Origin of the sequence: Pseudoalteromonas sp. Hal040 (genome assembly GCF_037162425.1) — a bacterium.
Classification (GTDB): domain Bacteria; phylum Pseudomonadota; class Gammaproteobacteria; order Enterobacterales; family Alteromonadaceae; genus Pseudoalteromonas; species Pseudoalteromonas gelatinilytica.
In genome coordinates this window covers 1,396,574-1,416,171 of sequence record NZ_JARLUU010000001.1, presented here as the reverse complement: position 1 = coordinate 1,416,171, position 19,598 = coordinate 1,396,574, and the positions used below count along the sequence as shown (strand labels likewise).

Annotated in this window: 17 protein-coding genes and 1 riboswitch; of the genes, 7 read left to right on the top strand and 10 right to left on the bottom strand. The window is 41.4% G+C overall.

Annotated features, from left to right (window positions below; all coding sequences use genetic code 11):
* The first annotated feature begins 4 nt into the window (after positions 1-4).
* From P4S60_RS06395 to P4S60_RS06385, 3 genes are all read left to right on the top strand, one after another.
* The gene (locus tag P4S60_RS06395; protein WP_337115389.1) at positions 5-868 is read left to right on the top strand and encodes a D-Ala-D-Ala carboxypeptidase family metallohydrolase; all 864 of its coding nucleotides are present in this window, start codon (positions 5-7) and stop codon (positions 866-868) included.
* A 109-nt stretch (positions 869-977) separates the two neighbouring features.
* Positions 978-1,931: an alpha/beta hydrolase gene (locus P4S60_RS06390; RefSeq protein WP_337115388.1), complete on the top strand. Its 954-nt coding sequence runs from the start codon at positions 978-980 to the stop codon at positions 1,929-1,931.
* Positions 1,932-1,953: 22 nt separating this feature from the next.
* A complete protein-coding gene (locus P4S60_RS06385) occupies positions 1,954-3,396 on the top strand; it encodes a serine hydrolase domain-containing protein (protein ID WP_337115387.1) in 1,443 nt (480 codons plus the stop codon).
* Between the two features lie 50 nt (positions 3,397-3,446).
* On the opposite strand, the gene ribB is transcribed toward P4S60_RS06385, so the two are convergent.
* Positions 3,447-4,100, bottom strand: coding sequence for a 3,4-dihydroxy-2-butanone-4-phosphate synthase (ribB, locus tag P4S60_RS06380; RefSeq protein ID WP_288345980.1), 654 nt, complete (start codon positions 4,098-4,100; stop codon positions 3,447-3,449).
* 106 nt (positions 4,101-4,206) lie between these two features.
* A riboswitch (FMN riboswitch) is annotated at positions 4,207-4,354 on the bottom strand.
* A gap of 47 nt (positions 4,355-4,401) precedes the next feature.
* Positions 4,402-5,340 (bottom strand): LysR family transcriptional regulator, encoded by a 939-nt coding sequence (locus tag P4S60_RS06375; protein ID WP_337115386.1) that lies wholly within the window; start codon positions 5,338-5,340, stop codon positions 4,402-4,404.
* A gap of 102 nt (positions 5,341-5,442) precedes the next feature.
* Here P4S60_RS06375 and P4S60_RS06370 point away from each other — a divergent pair, with 102 nt between their 5' ends.
* Complete coding sequence (locus P4S60_RS06370) at positions 5,443-6,099, top strand: nitroreductase family protein (RefSeq protein WP_138625179.1); 657 nt, start codon at positions 5,443-5,445, stop codon at positions 6,097-6,099.
* Between the two features lie 37 nt (positions 6,100-6,136).
* On the opposite strand, the gene P4S60_RS06365 is transcribed toward P4S60_RS06370, so the two are convergent.
* The 5 genes from P4S60_RS06365 to dapB form a co-directional block, all read right to left on the bottom strand.
* Entirely contained in the window at positions 6,137-7,180 is a 1,044-nt protein-coding gene (locus P4S60_RS06365) for a S66 family peptidase (RefSeq protein ID WP_337115385.1), read from the bottom strand.
* Positions 7,181-7,299: 119 nt separating this feature from the next.
* Positions 7,300-7,776 (bottom strand): transcription elongation factor GreA, encoded by a 477-nt coding sequence (gene greA, locus P4S60_RS06360; protein ID WP_063705817.1) that lies wholly within the window; start codon positions 7,774-7,776, stop codon positions 7,300-7,302.
* Between the two features lie 51 nt (positions 7,777-7,827).
* Positions 7,828-11,046 carry a carbamoyl-phosphate synthase large subunit gene (carB, locus tag P4S60_RS06355; protein ID WP_063705819.1) on the bottom strand — a complete coding sequence of 1,073 codons (3,219 nt, stop codon included), beginning with the start codon at positions 11,044-11,046 and terminating at the stop codon, positions 7,828-7,830.
* A 16-nt stretch (positions 11,047-11,062) separates the two neighbouring features.
* Entirely contained in the window at positions 11,063-12,199 is a 1,137-nt protein-coding gene (gene carA / locus P4S60_RS06350; protein WP_063705821.1) for a glutamine-hydrolyzing carbamoyl-phosphate synthase small subunit, read from the bottom strand.
* A gap of 207 nt (positions 12,200-12,406) precedes the next feature.
* Entirely contained in the window at positions 12,407-13,204 is a 798-nt protein-coding gene (gene dapB / locus P4S60_RS06345) for a 4-hydroxy-tetrahydrodipicolinate reductase (RefSeq protein ID WP_337115384.1), read from the bottom strand.
* A 289-nt stretch (positions 13,205-13,493) separates the two neighbouring features.
* On the opposite strand from dapB, the gene P4S60_RS06340 reads away from it, so the two are divergent.
* Positions 13,494-14,807 carry a Na+/H+ antiporter NhaC family protein gene (locus P4S60_RS06340; RefSeq protein WP_337116830.1) on the top strand — a complete coding sequence of 438 codons (1,314 nt, stop codon included), beginning with the start codon at positions 13,494-13,496 and terminating at the stop codon, positions 14,805-14,807.
* Between the two features lie 92 nt (positions 14,808-14,899).
* On the top strand, positions 14,900-15,682 hold the full coding sequence (locus P4S60_RS06335; RefSeq protein ID WP_337115383.1) for an outer membrane protein OmpK: 783 nt from the start codon (positions 14,900-14,902) through the stop codon (positions 15,680-15,682).
* A gap of 80 nt (positions 15,683-15,762) precedes the next feature.
* Here P4S60_RS06335 and P4S60_RS06330 read toward each other — a convergent pair whose 3' ends face one another.
* On the bottom strand, positions 15,763-16,560 hold the full coding sequence (locus P4S60_RS06330) for a M48 family metallopeptidase (protein WP_337115382.1): 798 nt from the start codon (positions 16,558-16,560) through the stop codon (positions 15,763-15,765).
* A 192-nt stretch (positions 16,561-16,752) separates the two neighbouring features.
* Here P4S60_RS06330 and P4S60_RS06325 point away from each other — a divergent pair, with 192 nt between their 5' ends.
* Positions 16,753-17,952 (top strand): Bcr/CflA family efflux MFS transporter, encoded by a 1,200-nt coding sequence (locus P4S60_RS06325; protein ID WP_337115381.1) that lies wholly within the window; start codon positions 16,753-16,755, stop codon positions 17,950-17,952.
* Between the two features lie 27 nt (positions 17,953-17,979).
* Here P4S60_RS06325 and grpE read toward each other — a convergent pair whose 3' ends face one another.
* A complete protein-coding gene (grpE, locus tag P4S60_RS06320; protein ID WP_063705836.1) occupies positions 17,980-18,588 on the bottom strand; it encodes a nucleotide exchange factor GrpE in 609 nt (202 codons plus the stop codon).
* A gap of 58 nt (positions 18,589-18,646) precedes the next feature.
* Positions 18,647-19,591, bottom strand: a complete 945-nt coding sequence (locus tag P4S60_RS06315; RefSeq protein ID WP_337115380.1) for an HrcA family transcriptional regulator — start codon at positions 19,589-19,591, stop codon at positions 18,647-18,649.
* Positions 19,592-19,598 lie beyond the last annotated feature (7 nt).

The following is a 19,598-nucleotide window of genomic DNA, read 5'->3' as shown; positions in this document are numbered from 1 at the left end:
CACTATGTATTTCAGCCGTATTATTTTAAGTGCGTGCTTAGCGTTAACTACATGCTCTGTTGCTGCCATTGAATTAACAGACTCGCTGCACAGCCTTGTATTTGATGCGAAACAAGTGCTAACACTTGATAACACGGCTGATTTTACAGCTACTACAGTATCAGATGTTGAGACAGAGCGATTAGGGCCAAATAGTATTGCCGTTTATGCCCCAGAAAATGCAGGGTTTTATAACCTAGTACTGAGTAACAATATTACCCGCAAACACTTACTCGTTATAGTGAAAACACCATTCAATACCAACAATAAGCAATTGAATAATTACCAAATCGGCCTCTACCCTGCACCGTATAAAAACTACCCACAGTACAGTGCGCCAAACGGATTTATTGAAGTAACACAGGAAGACTTAACTCGCCAACTGACTCCTCATGTGCAAATTAAAAATGTGATATGTAAACAAGTAAGTGGCTTTCCAAAGTATCTTTATGTCAACAACGATGGCTTGTTGATGCTCGAAGAACTGCTCACGTTTGTACAAAATGAAGGGATTAAAGTTAGCAAGTTTGCTTTTATTAGCGGCTATAGAACACCCCACTACAATCGCTCAATTGGTAATGGCAAACACAGCCGACACCAATATGGCGATGCCTTTGACTTATATATAGACGAAGATGGTGATGGCCGAATGGACGATTTAAATGGCGACGGCAAACTAACGATTGCTGATGTTGACGTGCTTTATAAAGTGTTTGAAAAATTCCAAAAACAGAGCCGCTATAATGGCGGTATTGGCCGCTATAAACCCGCCTCCCACCACGGTGGTTTTGTTCACATAGATAACCGAGGATTTACCGCAAGGTGGTAATACAATCCTCTTACAACCCTTGTTCAAATATTATCCGATTGCATTATTACTGCTTGATTGCTAAGTTATTGTGAAAAATGGGAATACTACAATAACAACAAAGGGAATTATGCGCTTTATCCTCTGCATTTTTTATATTTTAGTCCTCAGTGGTTGTCAGAGTTTTATTGCTTATCAAATCACTCAACCGGCACAAGAAGTATCATTTGACGGTATGGAAAACATGATCATATTTTCCGGAGCCCCAAGACACTCTTGTATCACCGATTTGCAATGCCTAGATTTTCGATTATTTTCACAAAGCGACTTAAATAAGCATTTTTTGGAAGTGGGCAATCTCAATTTAAGTTTAGTTTTAAAGAGTAACAATAAAACGGAAGAGTTTAAATCTGAACTGGATTTGAGTAATCAAGCAACCTCAAACTCCTCAAATGTAATTGTGCTATTCCCTGGTTACGGTGTAAATAGCATGGGTTACAGCTTTCAAGCCCGTTGGCTTAGCCATTTTACTGGCAAAGATGTCATCCTTATGCCTGCGAGCAATCAGTATAATGAATTCAAGTTTGGTCTAAATAGTCTAGATGTATTACAACATTATTTAAATAACAACCAATACCAACAAATTGATATTTTAAGTTATTCAATGGGCAGTATTGCTGCTATGCAATTTGCAAAGCAGATGTCTAATGTAAAGCAACAGATAATGGTTGCACCAATTGTGCATTTTGACACCGCATTAATGTCCGTAGCTAAAAATTATCACCCAACCTTAAGCTACTTTGTCAAAGATAATGATTTTAAAAACGCAGCAAAAAATGTAATTCAAAACAGTGGTATTGATGAAACACAGCTTGATTTAATCGCCCTACTGAACGGCAAACAATCAGCTAATAGAACCACACTCTATGTTAGTAACGCAGACCCAATAAGCCCTGCTGATTATTGGCAAGCACTTCAAAATAAGAGTGTATCTGTTGTGCATTATAGTAATTGGAACCACACCAGAATGGTCAGCCTTATCAATCAAGTCATGCGCAATGAGGTTTTACATAGACTAATGTAACCAACAAATAACAAGGACAGCAATGAACATATTCTTTAAGAATTTAAGACTACTTGTAGTTTTTTATCTACTGGCAATTTCAAGCCTCGCACACAGCCAAAACATGCAAGCAGAAATGGCTGACTTTATTAATGGCTTTCATAACTTTAAGCAGTTTAATGGCAATGTGTTAGTTGCAAAGGATGGAAAAGTACTGTTTGAACAAAGCGTTGGCTATGCCAACTTTGAATGGGATATAAAACATAGTAATAAAAGTAAATTTAGAATTGGTTCAATTACCAAACAATTTACTGCCATGTTAATTTTGCAATTGGCACAAGATGGAAAACTTAAACTCGATGATCACCTTGCAACATACCTCCCTGATTACAGACAAGATATAGCCACTAAAATCACCCTTCGCCAAATACTTAATCACACCTCTGGTCTTGGTAATTATACTCAAGCAAAATCGTTTCGTGATGAGTACAGTCGAAACCCCTACAGTGTTGATGAATTTATTCGCTTACTATGTAGTGATGATCTCGTGTTCGAGCCCGGCACTGACTTTCGTTATAGCAATTCTGGCTACTTTATTTTGGGTGCGGTAATCGAAAAGGTAACAGGTCAAAAATATCAAGACTTATTACAGAAGAATATTTTAGATCCACTCGATATGAAGGATACAGGCTATGACTCTCACAATAAAATCATTAAATTTCGCGTATCAGGTTACGACAATGGCCTAGCAGGCTATAGCAATACTGATTATTTAGATATGTCTATCCCGTATGCTGCTGGGTCTATGTATTCAACAGCACGAGATTTATTAAAATGGGATCACGCTCTCTACACGGATAAGTTATTGAACAACGACTATAAAAAGCAGATGTATCACGTTTCTGAGCAAAGAAATTATGCACTTGGTTGGGAAGTAACAAGCCTTGATGAAAGTACCTACGGAAAACCCCTGACCCGTATCCAACATGGCGGTGGTATTAATGGTTTTAATGCATTTATAAGTAGAATCATCGAAGACAAATTACTGGTTATTATTTTAAATAATACCGGTGGTGCGCCACTCACTCCCATGACTAATGGCTTACTTGCAATTTACTATGGCAAACCCTACGAAAAAGCGACAGAGCATGCAGATAGTAAACTTTTCAACGCATTTAAACGTGAAGGTATTGCAGGGTTAAAGAATACCTATCAGCAAATGGTGAGTGAGGGTAATACGCCGAGAGAAAGGTCGCTAAACTACTTTGGCTATGAATTAATGCAGATGGATGAGCTAGACGCCGCAATCACAGTGTTTGAACTCAACAATCAATCTTACCCGGATTCCGCAAATACGTTTGACAGTTTAGGTGAAGCATATTTAGCAGCTGGTGATAAACAAAAAGCATTAGCAAGTTACAAAAGTGCACTAAAACTTAATCCTGACAGTGAAAGTGCTAAACAAGCTATTGAGAAATTACAATAAATAAAGGCCACTAGAGTGGCCTTTATTTATTTACTTACGGCTTAACGCTTTTAACAAGCCTGTTTTTGCGTTGCTTGGAGGTAGGCAACTAAATCTTCAATCGATACAACAGGCATGTTGTGCTCATTGGCAAACTTGCTTACTTCAGGCAAGCGAGCCATTGAACCGTCTGGATTCGTTAATTCGCAAATAACACCAAACGGTGTTAAACCCGCTAACTGCATTAAATCAACCGATGCCTCAGTATGGCCACGGCGCACTAATACACCACCCGTTTGTGCTCGCAGTCCAAACACATGTCCTGGACGAGACAAATCTTCAGGCTTTGCATTGTCAGCTGTTGCCGCTTTAATGGTGGTTACACGATCAGCTGCTGAAACGCCGGTTGTCACACCCGTTTTAGCTTCAATGGTCACTGTATACGCTGTTTTGTTCTGACTGGTGTTATGCTCAACCATTTGTGGTAAATCAAGCTGTTTAACACGCTCATCGCCCATGCAAAGACACACAATACCGCTGCCTTCACGGATCATCATGGCCATTTGCTCTGTGGTCAGGTGCTGTGCTGAATACACAAAATCACCTTCGTTTTCACGGTTTTCGTCATCTACTACAAGCACGCCTTCACCCTGTTGCAAAGCAGCAATAGCACGTTCAACGCGTTCAAGTGGTTCGCCAAATTGGCTAAGTAAAGAAGACTGAATCATCATTTTTAATACCTATTAAATTAAATATGAAAAGATTCAGGACATTGAAAGGCACAGCAAAAAAGACCACCCGCAGGCAGCCGATTACTGTTTTATAGATTAACTATATTCTCTTTCATCCGGACTATCACCGTCGGCTCTGGCCTCTCACCAGATCTGCTGACCTTTAACCAACGTTAAAGCGCTCGCGGGCTCACTTCAATTTAAAGTATACCGCCGGTGGGGAATTTCACCCCGCCCTGAGAATGTTGCTTAATCAATAAGATGAATAAGCCAAGCTATTCTATACCTAAAGTAATTAGTTATCGAGTACCCGCTTATCTAATATGCTTTTTTCAATCAGTTGATTGAGAATTGCCTTGGTTTTTGCTCGGCAAATATCACGCACTAGACGAACCGCGGGTGTAATGGATTGTCGACTTGGGCAAATTAACCAAAGCTCTGCACATAAATGAGGGTAATTTTGCATTACTGGCACTACCCGCCCGCTTAGCAAATCATCACTGATATCAATGCAAGATTTAACTGCTAGGCCTTTTCCAGCCACACACCAACGCCTTACCAAATCACCATCATTCGATGCTCGACGGCCTTGCATTTTTACCTTAAAACGCTCGGTTCCATCGGTAAATTCCCAAACATTATTGATAATATCTTGCAGTTGATAAAATAGGCCTTGATGCTGATTTAATTCATCGGGATGAGTCGGAGAGCCATACTCAGCAATATACTCTGGGGTTGCACATAACAGCCGCGGAACATTACAAATTTTAAAGCCATATAAATTTGAGTCGGATGGCGAGCCATACCTAAGCGCAAAATCAACGGAGTCTCGGTAAAAGTCGACATTACTATCGCTAATATGCGGGCGCATACTCAGCTTTGGATATTCATCAAGTAACTCATCTAACCAAGGAATAATAATATTGCGACCTAAGTCTGAAGATAATGCGACTCTTAGTTCTCCTTCGATTTCATCATGCTCACCTTTTAACGCGAGTGTCGCTTGCTCAAGCATGAGCACCGCTTGCTGACACTGAGGTAAAAAGCGCTCCCCTGCCGCAGATAAACGTAAATGGCGAGTAGTTCGAACAAATAACTCAGCACCCAGCGCTGCTTCAACACGTTTAATTGCCGCACTGGCGGTAGCGGCTCGCATGTCTAATTTGGCTGCCGCGGTTGTAATACTGCGAAACTCAGCCACCTTGAGGATTAATTTGAGATCTTCAACCAACATATTAACTAAAATTTTTTGATAATGTTTATTCGATTATGCGCTTTATCGTAAAGTATGCAAGGCGTAAACTGCACCTAATTGTTATACATGCGGGAGCAAACCATGACACACCCAATCATTTCTGACTTACAACGCCGTTACACAAGTAAACGTTACGACGCTTCAAAGCACATTAGCCAAGCAGACTTAGCTGTAATTTTAGAAGCATTACGCTTGTCGCCATCGTCTATTAATTCTCAACCATGGAAGTTTGTGGTCATTGAATCAGAGCAAGCGAAGCAACGTTTACATGATAGTTTTGCAAATAAGTTTCAATTTAACCAAGTACATGCAAAAGCGGCTTCGCACACTATTTTATTTGCTTATAACCCAAGCTATCAACGTGCTGATTATGAAAAAGTAATTGATGCGGATATTGCGAATGGCCGCACTAAGGCAGAAAACAAAGAGCAAGCATTTGGCGCATTCGCCTTCGTTGATTTAAATACTGACGAGCAAGGTGTTAACGCCGCTTGGACTAAAGCTCAAACCTACATTGCCTTAGGCAATACTATGCACACGGTAGCTCGTTTAGGTTTAGACTCAACACCGATGGAAGGTGTCGATAAAGACTTACTTGGTGAACTATTTGCCGATGAATTAGGCGGGTATGTTTGTGAAGTAGCACTCGCTATTGGTTATCACGAGCCAGAGCAAGATTATAATGCTGCATTACCAAAATCGCGTTTAGACAAAGACGCAGTAATTACTGTGGTTTAAACGCTTAGAAATTATGCAGGCTTGGCCTGCATAATTGTTATTTTAGGTCAGTCTTCATAACCACATTACTCGCCATTCCCTCACACAAATCTGCTGTTATTGTGGCAACAGCTCCATTTATTAGTGCTAAATTAGGGGCTACGTGGCCGATGTCAGCATCAACGATAACTGGGAACAAATTGCCATTAAATGCAAGTTCTATTGCTTGGTATTCATCGAAGTAGCAGTCGTTATTAATTGCAGGGCTGCGGCCAAATACCACCGCATTTACATCAGTAAAAACATCATTCAACTTTAACGATAACAAACAACGTGCAAGGGCCATTGGACTGAGCTCTGCATTTTCGAGGTATAAAATTAACCCCTCAGGCGCATACTGCTTTTTAAATTCATGCAATGCATAGTAATTTGAGGGTAACAACAAGCCTAGCGTATCTAAACAGCCACCAATTAATCGTCCAGATACTTCAATTTGGCGTTTATCTTTATAGTTAATACAGCGCCATTGGCTTGGAGCGGTATAGTCAAATTGAGCCTCAGGCTTAGCTTTATAATCAATAGGCTTTTGCTGATAAAAAGGCGACGCGACTTGATGCAGTTGCTGTTTTTCTTCAAGTGACATAGCACTGAATATATTTGCTAAATAAACATCGGGATCGTCAGGGTGAATTTGCATTAAATTTGCAGCGTGCAAGGTTGCCCAGCCACAACGAGTGGTTAATGCACATGCAAACGTGCTGATATCTGAAAAGCCAACCAACCATTTAGGCCTTGCTTTACTTATGGCATTGAAATCGAGAAGAGGTAAAATTTCCATAGTAAGATCACCGCCCCACGGAGGCATAATGGCTGCGATTGAATCATCAGTTAAAAACTGCATTAGCTCATCAGCACGTTGCTTTGCACTGTTGTGTGACTGACGTAAGCAGGCACCTTCAATTACGGTAAAACCTTTAGCAGTTAAGCCTCTAAGCACTGTGTCTAAACGTCTATGAAACGCTTTATCAACACCCGATGAAAAAGCACAAATAGCTATACTATCGCCTTTGGCAAGCGGCTTAGGATATTGAATTTTAGCCATTATTACTCCTTCATTATGATTGCTAAGCGCCCAACCTAGCGAATAATTCTCCCTCTGTAAACAGGCATAAAAAAACCGCAGTATAAAACTGCGGTTTTTATCAATGCTTGGTTAAGCTATTAAATATACTCAACTTCAATGATTTCGTACTCGACTTCACCGTTTGGTGTTTTAATGGTAACGGCATCATCTACCTCTTTACCAATTAAGCCACGTGCGATTGGCGAGTTAACAGAGATCAGGTTGTTTTTGATATCTGCTTCATCATCACCCACGATTTGGTAAGTTACCTCAGCGTCGGTTTCAACGTTAACGATAGTTACTGTTGTACCAAAAATAACTTTGCCAGTTTTTGGCATTTTCGTCACATCGATGATTTGTACATTTGAAAGTTTCGCTTCAATTTCTTGAATACGACCTTCACAGAAACCTTGTTGCTCACGAGCAGCATGGTATTCAGCGTTTTCTTTCAAATCACCGTGTTCACGCGCTTCAGCGATATCAGCGATAATTTTTGGACGTGTAACTGTTTTTAATTCGTTAAGTTCTTCGCGCAGTAATGCTGCACCACGAACCGTCATCGGAATTGATTGCATATTATTCTCACTTAATCCAAAGGGCGAATTGCTCGCCCCTGGCACATTTCCTTAGTTAATTCGCTGATGTAGTTCCTGAACTGACGTCACTTTGCTACGGTCGTCTGCTTGGTTAGCAGTACAGTTAGCAAATGCCGCGTTCAGCGTCGTTGTGTAGTTAGTCTTGTGCTGTAATGCACCACGACGTAACACCTTCGAATCTTCAATCGCTTGGCGACCTTCAGTAGTGTTTACAATGTAGCTGTATTCACCATTTTTAATTCTATCAAGAATATGAGGACGACCTTCGAATACTTTGTTTACGCGACGTACTGCAATGCCTGCTTCTTCAAGTGCTTTTGCAGTGCCACCTGTTGCATCTAGCTCAAAACCTAATTCAGTCATGGTTTTAGCTAGTTCAACAATACGTGGTTTGTCACTGTTGCGTACCGATAGTAACGCGCGACCACCGCGTGGTAAAGTGTTGCTTGCACCTAATTGTGCTTTGGCGAATGCTTCGGCGAAAGTTTCACCAACACCCATTACCTCACCCGTTGAACGCATTTCTGGGCCACGAATTGGGTCAACACCTTGGAACTTAGCAAAAGGAAGTACAACTTCTTTAACGCTGTAGTAAGGAGGAATTACTTCTTTTGTAATACCTTGGCTTGCCAGTGATTGACCCGCCATACAACGTGCCGCTACTTTAGCAAGTGCGATACCTGTTGCTTTAGAAACAAACGGTACTGTACGTGCAGCACGTGGGTTTACTTCGATTAAGTAAACTTGACCGTCTTTCACAGCAAACTGTGTATTCATCAGACCAATTACGCCAAGCTCTAGTGCCATATCTGTCACTTGCTTACGCATTACGTCTTGTACTTCAGCTGTTAATGAATGAGCTGGTAAAGAACATGCAGAGTCACCTGAGTGAACACCTGCTTGCTCGATGTGCTCCATGATACCACCGATGATTACTTGCTCACCGTCACAGATAGCGTCAACGTCAACTTCGATTGCGTTATCTAAGAAATGGTCAAGTAGTACTGGCGCTTCATTTGATGCAGATACCGCTTCAGTCATGTAACGACGTAAGTCGTCTTCATCGTATACGATTTCCATCGCACGACCACCCAGTACGTAAGAAGGACGTACAACCAGTGGGAAACCGATTTCAGCAGACTTAACAACCGCTTCTTCTAAAGAAGTCACTGTTGCATTTTCTGGCTGCAGAAGGTTTAGACGCTCAACGAGTTGTTGGAAACGCTCACGGTCTTCAGCACGGTCGATTGCATCTGGAGAAGTACCAATAACTGGCACGCCATTAGCTTCTAGTGCACGCGCAAGTTTAAGTGGCGTTTGACCACCGTACTGAACGATAACACCTTTAGGCTTTTCAACACGTACGATTTCTAATACGTCTTCTAGCGTGATTGGCTCGAAGAATAAGCGATCTGATGTGTCGTAGTCAGTCGAAACAGTTTCAGGGTTACAGTTAACCATGATTGTTTCGTAGCCGTCTTCACGTAAAGCTAATGCTGCGTGAACACAGCAGTAATCGAATTCGATACCTTGACCGATACGGTTAGGGCCACCACCGATTACCATGATTTTATCTTTGTCAGATGGGTTCGCTTCACACTCTTCATCATAAGTTGAGTACATGTAAGCTGTATCTGAACTAAACTCTGCAGCACACGTATCAACGCGCTTGTATACAGGCACGATATCTAACTGGTGACGCTTTTTACGAATTTCTGCTTCAGAAACACCGGCAATTTCAGCGATACGCGCATCAGCGAAACCTTTACGCTTAAGCTTGCGTAAGAACTCAGCATTTAAACCAGCCATACCTACTTCGCTGATTGTTGCTTCGTCTTTTAAGATGTCTTCGATTTGCACTAGGTACCAAGGGTCAATCTTAGTGAGTTCGAAAACGTCCTCTACGCTCATACCGTGACGCATTGCATCAGCAACGTACCAAATACGCTCTGCACCTGGCTCACGTAATTCACGGATGATTTTTTCTTTTGCTTTCGGATCATCAAGAGCAACAATTGGGTTAAAGCCCGTTGCGCCTACTTCAAGACCACGTAATGCTTTATGTAGTGACTCTTGTTGGTTACGACCAATCGCCATAACCTCACCCACAGACTTCATCTGTGTTGTAAGACGGTCGTTTGAACCTGCGAATTTTTCGAAGTTAAAACGTGGGATTTTAGTAACAACGTAGTCAATTGACGGCTCGAAAGACGCTGGTGTTTTACCGCCAGTGATGTCGTTTTGTAGCTCATCAAGGGTGTAACCTACAGCTAGTTTTGCAGCAATTTTCGCAATTGGGAAACCCGTTGCTTTTGATGCTAGAGCAGATGAACGCGATACACGCGGGTTCATCTCGATGATTACCATACGGCCATCAACTGGGTTCACACCAAATTGTACGTTTGAACCACCTGTTTCAACACCGATTTCACGAAGTACCGCCATCGATGCATTACGCATGATTTGGTATTCTTTATCCGTCAATGTTTGCGCTGGAGCAACCGTGATTGAGTCACCAGTGTGAACACCCATTGGGTCAAAGTTTTCGATAGAACATACGATGATACAGTTGTCGTTTTTGTCACGCACAACTTCCATTTCATATTCTTTCCAACCGATTAATGATTCGTCGATTAGAAGTTCATTTGTTGGTGATAAATCTAGACCACGCTCACAAATTTCATCAAATTCTTCTTGGTTGTATGCAACACCACCACCGGTACCACCCATCGTGAATGATGGACGAATGATACATGGGAAACCGATGCGGCTAAGTACATCGTGTGCTTCTTCCATTGAGTGAGCGATTTCTGCACGCGGACACTCAAGGCCAATGTTTTTCATTGCTAAGTCAAAACGCTCACGGTTTTCAGCTTTATCGATTGCATCAGCAGTTGCACCGATAAGTTCAACACCATGTTTAGCCAGTACGCCGTGCTTATCTAAATCAAGTGCACAGTTTAATGCTGTTTGACCACCCATAGTAGGCAGTACTGCATCAGGCTTTTCTTTTTCAATGATTTTCTCTACCACTTCCCAGTGAATTGGCTCGATGTACGTCGCATCCGCCATTTCAGGGTCAGTCATGATAGTTGCAGGGTTTGAGTTTACAAGAATTACTCGAAAGCCTTCTTCTCGTAGTGCTTTACACGCTTGTGCACCAGAGTAGTCAAATTCACAAGCTTGACCGATAACGATCGGGCCTGCGCCTAAGATAAGAATGCTTTTTATGTCGGTACGTTTTGGCATTGTTACTCCGGTTAAATTAGTTAGAACGTGCTTGCATCAAATCGATGAAGTGGTCAAATAATGGTGCCGCATCATGTGGACCTGGGCTTGCTTCTGGGTGACCTTGGAAGCTAAATGCAGGCTTATCTGTGCGGTGAATACCTTGTAGCGTGCCATCGAATAATGATACGTGAGTTGCACGTAAATTCGCTGGTAATGTTGCTTCGTCAGCTGCGAAACCGTGGTTTTGCGCTGTGATCATTACAACATTGCGGTCAAGATCTTTAACTGGGTGGTTACCACCGTGGTGACCAAACTTCATTTTCACCGTTTTAGCACCTGAGGCAAGCGCTAGTAATTGGTGACCTAAACAGATACCAAAGATTGGCGTGTCTGTTTCTAGGAAAGTTTTAATTGCTTCAATCGCGTATGTACACGGCTCAGGGTCGCCAGGGCCATTTGATAAGAAGATACCGTCTGGGTTTAATGCCAATACGTCTTCTGCAGATGTTTGTGCAGGAACAACGGTTAATTTACAACCGCGGTCAACTAACATACGTAAGATATTACGTTTAACACCGAAGTCATAAGCAACAACGTGGAACTTCTCGTCTGCTGCTTCTAGCGTTTTAAAACCTGAACCTAATGTCCAGCTTGAATCACGCCACTCAAAATTTTCCTTGGTTGAGACAACTTTTGCTAAATCCATGCCTTTTAAGCCAGGGAAGGCTTGCGCAGCTTCAAGCGCTTTATTCTCATCTAACTCGTCGCCTGCAATGATACAACCATTTTGAGCGCCTTTATCACGTAAGATACGTGTTAATTTACGAGTGTCGATGTCTGCAATACCTAAGATATTGCGTTCTTTTAAGTAATCACTTAACGATTGCTCGTTACGGAAATTACTTGCTAGCAGTGGCAAATCACGGATCACTAGGCCTTTAGCCCAGATTTGACCCGCTTCTTCGTCTTCGCTGTTAGTACCCGTATTACCGATATGTGGGTACGTCAAAGTTACGATTTGTTCCGCGTATGAAGGGTCAGTCAAAATTTCTTGATAACCAGTCATAGACGTATTGAATACTACTTCACCGACTGACATGCCGTCAGCGCCGATTGCAGTACCGCGAAACACTGTGCCGTCTTCTAGGACTAACAGAGCGGATTTAGTCAAGTTAACCTCCTAACAGTAAAAAACGGGAGTAAAGTCATTTGCTCTACTGCCCGTTTAAAGCGATTGGAAACACGCATTTATGAATTTTTGGCAAATTGGCGCTATTCTACAGTAATTTAGCTTTCAGATCTAATCTTAATTAATAAAATAGTAAAAATAAGCGTTATTATCGAAAAATTCACTGAAACTGCCAAAAAAGAGACTAAACTACTTCAAGTCAAGCACATCTTGCATGTCATAAAGTCCAGCAGGCTTATTTTTCAACCAGCCTGCAGCTCTTACAGCTCCTAACGCGAAGGTCATTCTTGAACTTGCTTTATGAGTTAATTCTAGCCTTTCGCCAGAAGTTGCGAAATATGCGGTGTGTTCACCTACAATATCTCCGCCTCTCATGACCGAATAACCGATTTCATTTTGCGATTTTGCGTGTTCGTCTTTGCTTCTATCAAAACGCGCGACTTCATCATGCTGCCAGCCTTTTGCCTCAGCAATTGCTTCACCAATTGCCAATGCAGTTCCCGATGGCGCATCGATTTTATGACGATGATGAGCTTCAAATATTTCGATATCCATGTCATCGCCAAACTTCACAGCCGCAGTCTGCACTAAGTTAAGCAGTAAATTCACACCTACGCTATAGTTGCGGGCAAAAACAATCGGAATGTGTTTCGCGGCTTCATTTAGGGCATCAAGATCATCTTGGTTAAGACCCGTAGTACCAATTACCATCGCGATATTTTTGTCGACCGCTGTTTTTAGGTGGTTGCGCATGCCTTGAGGTAAGGTGAAATCTATCAATACATCTGCATCTTTTACGTCTGTTTCTTTGCTAAATGATACATCTACTGATGCAGCGCTGTTTAATTGATTAACCGCTATATCTAAAAGTGGTGAGTTCTCGCGTACGTACGCGCCCGTTAATGTTGCGTCATCTTTTTTTGAGACTGCTTCTAAAAGGGCAAGTCCCATGCGGCCGTTTGCGCCGAATACACCTATGCGGTTCATATAGTTACCTTATCTATTCTTCTTAGCTGGCTGGATTTTATCGAAAACTCATGTAATAGTCAGGTTAGCTTATAAAAAATACAGAGCTAATTTTAGATTTATTAATAGAACAACAATAATAACAGATAGTCTTTGCATTTAGCCATCTATACATTTAAACTTCTTCCTTTGCGCCGATTTGGTCTTTGGCTTGCGGGCGCTGTTGTTGTCTTTCATTATTTAAGACAGCGACTAAATACAGCTAAAAGAAGTGTTTGGCTGTGTTATTGGTTATCTAACGAGGAATATGATGCAGCCATCATTTAATAAAACAAAAGCAAAACTTTCTTTGCTGCCGCTTTTGGTGTTTGTCGGCTTATTTTTAGGCGCTGGCTTATACTTACAGTCTCAAGGTGTCGATTACGCCTTCTATCAATTGCCTGCTCCTGTGGCAATTTTGCCAGCCATCATGTTGGCATTTATCTTAAATAAAAATACCATCAACCACAGTGTTGAAACCTTTATTAAAGGTGCTGGCCATAGCAACATCATCACTATGTGTTTGATTTATCTGCTTGCCGGTGCATTTTCTGCGGTTGCTGGCGCAACCGGTGGTGTTGATGCCGTTGTTAATGCCGGTTTATCACTTATTCCGCCGGCTCTGTTACTACCTGGATTATTTTTAATTGCTGCGGTTGTGTCGACTGCGATGGGCACTTCAATGGGTACTATCGGTGCGATTGGCCCGATTGCTTATGCCGTCGCCCAAAAAACAGGCATTGATCCATCTCTAATGGCTGGCACGATTGTATCGGGTGCCATGTTTGGTGATAACTTATCAATCATCTCTGACACAACAATTGCGGCAACTCGCACGCAAGGCTGTGAAATGAAAGATAAATTCCGTGAGAACTTAAAAATTGCCTTACCCGTCGCGGCATTAACTATCGGCTTGTTATTCTTCTTAACGCCTGCTGCAGAAGCTGTTGAAACGCAAGACTTTGATATTTTATTAGTATTACCTTATGCATTTATCTTAATACTCGCGGTAATGGGCTTTAATGTATTCGTAGTACTGTTTAGCGGTATTATCTTTGCTGCACTTATGGGCTTTACTGGCAGCTATGAAGGTGCAAGCTTTGTAAAAGATGTTTATAAAGGCTTTACTGATATGCAGGAAATTTTCTTGCTATCGATGTTTATTGGCGGTCTTTCAGAGTTTATCCGTATTAATGGTGGCCTTGATTATATTGCTAACAAAATTCAAGCAATTACAAAAATCATTGCAAAATGGCACCGTAAAGTTGCGGATCAATTAGGGATTGCCGCACTGGTTATGACCAGTAACTTATGTATCGCTAATAATACCGTGTCTATTATAGTTGCAGGCCCGATTGCTAAAAAATTAGCGGATGATGGTGAAATTACAGGAAAGCGTTCAGCAAGCTTACTTGATATTTTTGCTTGTGTTACGCAAGGCTCATTGCCGTATGGCGCACAAGCACTTCTACTGGGCGCAACGTTCAAAATTAGTCCGTGGGAAGTTTCTACCTCTTCTTACTACTGCTTTATTCTTGCCTTTACTGCCGTTGCAGTAATTTGCTTACGCCGAAATAAAGCATAAGTTAAATAATTTTTCTCTCGATACGCCCAAATATGGGCGTATCTGCTATAATCCACTCTTTGTATCCCCCTTTACACCATCAATATTGAGATATGAACTTGAAAAAGATCCTTTCTGTTGCTGCGCTTTGTGCAGTAAGTACTTCGAGCTATGCCGCTAATTGGAGCTCTACGCAATTACACGTTAATAACGGTGAACACAAAAATCCGTTTTCATTAACTAAGTCAAATACCACAGTTGTATCACTACAGCATGCGTCTGGTTATGACTATGGCGACAACTTCTTTTTTATTGATTACAGCAATGACGACCGTCAAGATGGCTATCAAGATAAAGACTTTTACGGTGAGTGGTATTCAACATTTAGCTTATCAAAAATCTCTGGCAGTGATTTCTCATACGGGGCTATTGCTGATGTAGGTTTAACTGCAGGTTTTAATGCTGCGGGTGATTCAAAAGTTCTTAAGTATTTACCAGGTGTAAAACTTAGCTGGCAAGCACCTGGCTTTAGCTTTTTATCAACTTTATTTACTGCTTACATCGATGACAATGAAGGGGTAGCACGTGGTGGTGCACCTACTGAAACAAACAGCTGGATGATTGATGTTGCTTGGGGCTACCCATTCACTATTGGTTCTCAAAAGTTCAACGTAACAGGCCATGTTGAATACATTGCTGAACGTGAAAATGAGTTTGGCGAAGATGTTAACGCATGGATTTTAGCGCAGCCAATCGTGACTTGGGACTTAGGTCATGCAATGAGCATGAAAGAAAATACCCTACTACTTGGCATTGAATGGCAATATTGGCACAACAAACTAGGTACAAACACAACTGAATCAGTACCACAACTTCACGTTGAGTGGACATTCTAATAAGCTGAAAGCTGAAAGCTGAAAAATTAAAGCCTGTAGTCATTACTGACTACAGGCTTTTTTAATTTTTAAAGATATTTTTACAGTTTACACTGTGGGGTTTTGCCTTTTTCTTTAGCGGCTTGTTGGGCTTTTAATGCATCCGACATGTGCTTTTGAAGCTCTTTGATGCGGTTACCCGGTGCTGGGTGAGTCGACATAAACTCTGGGGTACCGCTACTGCCAGCAGCACTCATATTTTGCCAAAGCGATACAGATTGCTCTGGGTTAAACCCTGCTTTTGCCATTAAATCTAAGCCAACAATATCCGCTTCTGATTCATGTGAGCGACTAAACGGTAAGACAACACCATACTGTGCGCCTAAGCCTAAAGCTTGCATAATTTCACCGCGGTATTGCACATTCCCCATATCTAGTGCGGCACCACCCACTTGCAGGCCTGTTTGTAAAAGTGCGTTTTGTGATACACGCTCATTAGAATGCTCTGCAATAACGTGTGCTACTTCATGACCTAGTACTGTTGCCAATTGATCTTGATTTACAGCAACTTTTAATAAACCTGTATGAACGCCAATATAGCCACCTGGTAATGCAAATGCGTTTGCTGAGTCTTCTTCAAACACAACAACTTCCCAAGATTGCTTTGCATACTCGTTAGGTAAAACGGCAATAACATCATCAGCAATACACTTCACATAAGCATTGACACCTGGATCAGTATTAACAGGTTGTGTTTTTTTCATTTCAGCAAAACTTGCTTGACCCATTTGGCTCATTTGCGAGTCTGAATAGAGTGCGATTTGTGTTCGCCCTGTTGGAGAGGTTTTACAACCCGCTAAAACTGCGGTTGCTAACACAGCCATCATTAACTTTTTCATACTAGTCCTTCAAATACTTAGTGCAATTGAGGCTAATATAGCAAAGCATTGCTTAATTTTATATGAAAATGAACAATCACCCACTCAGTTGTTATCATTTAGTTAATTCTTTTACTTAGCAGGCAAACTAAGTTCACCACAGTGATTCACACTGTTACAATAGTGACCTACTATTTGATGAATGAGTAAACAATGCCTTCCCCTGAGACTTTAAATAAACGCATTTTATTGCCTTTGCTGGCAAGTATTGTCGCGATTACGCCTTTGGCAATTGATTTATATTTACCCGCGATGTTGGTGATTGCCAACGACTTGCAAACAACCATGCCAAATGTGCAAATCTCGCTTAGCATTTATTTAGCAGGTTATGCCCTTGGTATGCTATTTTTTGGCCCCATTGCTGATGAGCTTGGTAGGCGATTACTCGCTAAAGTGGGCTTAGCATTGTTTGGGATTAGTTCGTTAGCGCTGGCGTTTTGTACTAACGTCGAATTATTTTGGTCTTTAAGAGCCGTGCAAGCATTCACTGGCGCTGCTGCAACCGTTGTAGTGCCAGGAATTATTCGCCACATTTATCGAGAAAACACCGCCAAAGGCATGTCTTATGTCTCGATGATTATGATGGTTGCCCCGCTAATTGCACCGACCCTTGGCTCATTGATCATGGGTATTTCAACATGGCAGGTTATTTTTATAGCATTAGCTGCCTACAGTTTTGCAATATTGGCGTTAGTGCAAATTCATTTAATTGATATCCCTATTTTTAAGAGCCAGCAACGTGGTTTAGCACTGTTTTTTAATAGTTATAAAACCGTATTTTCACGTCGTAGCGCCCTTGCTGATATTGGCAGCTCGATGTTTGCCTCGTTTGCATTCTTCTGTTTTTTAACATCCGTCCCTTATGTATATCTCGATTTTTTTAAAGTAGATGAGCAATTGTTCGGTGTGTTATTCGCTTTTAATGTATTAGCGTTGATGTTTGGTAACTTTATGAATACACGGTTAGTGCCACGCTTGGGTTCTCGTAAACTGTTATTTATTGGCCTTGGCATTGGCTTTGTGTCTGGCGGGGCATTGTTGTTATTCAGTGTGATGCATTTATCGCTGTATTTTATCGTAGCCGCTATCGCACCACTGATGATGAGCTTAGGTATTGTAGCGAGTAATGCAGACTCATTAATACTGATGCAATTTGAGGAAAAGTCAGGTACTGCAACAGCTGTTATTGGTACCTTGAGATTCGGCAGCGGTGCTTTGGTTGGGCCTATCCTTGCTTTTGTTCACCCGCAAAGTGCCATTCCATTTTCTGCGATGATGTTCAGCGCACTGATACTTATCTTACTCGTGCAGCTTTGGCATCGAAAATTGGACAAAAAAAATGCCTGTAATTAACAGGCATTTTTTATATCACTTTAAAGCTTATTCAGCTTCTTTTGATACCATAACCATTGCAGGGCGTAATAAACGTCCATTTAATGTATAACCTTTCTGCATTACTGCAAGAACAGTATTCGGCGCTACGTCATTGCTTGGTTGAATTGACATTGCTTGATGGAATTCTGGGTTAAATTGCTCACCTTGTGGGTTAACAATTTCAACACCAAACTTCGCTACTGCATCGTTAAAACTTTTCACAGTCATTTCGATACCTTCAAGCACAGGCTTAAGCTGCTCATTTTCTTTATCAGAAAACTCAATTGCACGCTCTAGGTTATCAATAACTGGAAGTAATTCGTTAGCAAACTTTTCAAGTGCAAACTTATGTGCTTTTTCTACATCTTGAGCGGCACGACGACGCATGTTCTCAACATCTGCAGCAGCACGAACAACACTGTCTTTTTGATCGTTAATCGTTTGTTTAGCTGCTTCTAGTTCGCTGTATAGTAATGCGATTTCAGCTTCTGGGCTTATTTCTTCGCCTTCCACTTGCTCAGCCGCTTTTTCTGCTGCTTCAACTTCAGCTTGCATTTGTTCAAATTCTTCGTTTAGTTCAACTTCTTGCTCTGGTGATTTTGTCTGCTCAGACATAGCTTACATGCTCCAATTCTTTACAACTGCGGTAATTATGGGGATTGAATTAAAAGATTCAAGAGGCTGATGAGCCGATTAACTCAAATTCTTGGATGATTGCTTCGATTTGCGCTGATTTTGGACAAATTATACAAAATCGACTTTGATATTCATGGTTATTAAAGTAAGGAACGCTGATCACCATTAACTCATTGCAATCAGTGAATGGTAACTGCTCTGTATTTAAAACCGATAAGCCATTTTTGAAAGCGAGTTTATCTTCTACAAAATTTAAAAACGATACACCTATATTCAAACTGGTTTGACAATCAACTTGACGATATAGGTAGTTTTCACCTACCACGATGCTGTTATCTGAACCAAGCTTTTGACTTAATTGCCGTGTCCATTGCGTTAGTGAATCATGGCAGTTATGCGGTGCAGTGCTTGCCATCGCATGCATGCGATATAAACCTTCCATCAAGGTTTGTTGACTAAAAACTGTATTAAGCCAAGTCGCAAACTGGTAACGCACTGCATCCGATGAATCTTCAGGTTTGCAGATGCAAATATTATGGCTTTGCCCTGCTCTATCAATTAACAATATAAGCCAATTACTACCATCAAAATCAAGTACCTCAACACGAAAAACCAGTTGAGAGCTAACTTGCGGCAAGCCCACACAACAACACACTTTATAGCGCTGGCTCAAACCGTGGGCAAGCTCGACCAATTGCGCTTGCTGTGGCTGCCAATATGTTGCGATTTCAGGCAATGCAAAAAATTCGCTTAGCCAATAATCAAACCCTGCATTGGTAGGTACGCGGCCAGCAGAAGTATGCGGCGAATAAAGTAAGCCTTCTTTTTCGAGCCGTGCCATTGCGTTACGTACTGTTGCCGAACATACCGCCATGCCTTTTTGTTTGGCAATGCGTGTAGATGCAACAGGCTGTCCTTCACCATTACAGTAAAGACTCATTACAGCTGAAAAAATTTGTTGGTCACGCGGATTTAATTTCATAATTTAT